Below are 575 nucleotides of genomic sequence, written 5' to 3'. Positions count from 1 at the left end.
GACTCGGATATATTCAATTTTTCTTCAAACAACCTACTATTTATAAGCTCTGCAAAAAACTTGATTATCGAGTAATATAGCTATTAGTTTGAGTAAAAAAATTTAATGATATCATCAATCAGAATCTATAATGGGCTAGGTACATCGAAGGAAAGCTTGTATCATACCTTTAATAGTTTTGTTCATTATGCTTCAACAAAATATCATATAAGTTATATTTCTGCAGAAGAAATTATAAGAGGCGATTGGATTGATAATACTAGTTTACTTATTATTCCAGGAGGGGCGGATAGGTATTATACACAATATCTTAACGGTAAAGGCAATAAGCAAATACAGAAATATTTAATGCAAGGTGGTAGTTTTCTTGGAATATGTGCAGGAGCATATTATAGCGGTACCTACCTAGAATTTGCTAAATCTTCACCAATAGAAGTAATAGGAACTCGAGAACTTGCCATATACCAGGGGGGTGTTATAGATCCAGCCTTATGTAAGTATTATAGCAGCTAACATATAGGTTCATACAATAATTTTAACGTTCTACAACTTGCCTCAAATAAGGAATCTCCCCT

1 protein-coding gene is annotated in these 575 nt (G+C 32.5%); it reads left to right on the top strand.

Annotation, left to right across the window (positions count from 1 at the left end; all coding sequences use genetic code 11):
- The first annotated feature begins 105 nt into the window (after positions 1 to 105).
- Positions 106 to 513: a BPL-N domain-containing protein gene (locus RiCNE_RS07200; protein WP_094649854.1), complete on the top strand. Its 408-nt coding sequence runs from the start codon at positions 106 to 108 to the stop codon at positions 511 to 513.
- The last annotated feature ends 62 nt before the right edge of the window (positions 514 to 575 follow it).

It is taken from the genome of Rickettsia endosymbiont of Culicoides newsteadi (genome assembly GCF_002259525.1).
Lineage (GTDB): Bacteria > Pseudomonadota > Alphaproteobacteria > Rickettsiales > Rickettsiaceae > Tisiphia.
The sequence above is the reverse complement of the archived record's forward strand: the minus strand, read 5'-3'. Positions and strand labels throughout refer to the sequence as shown.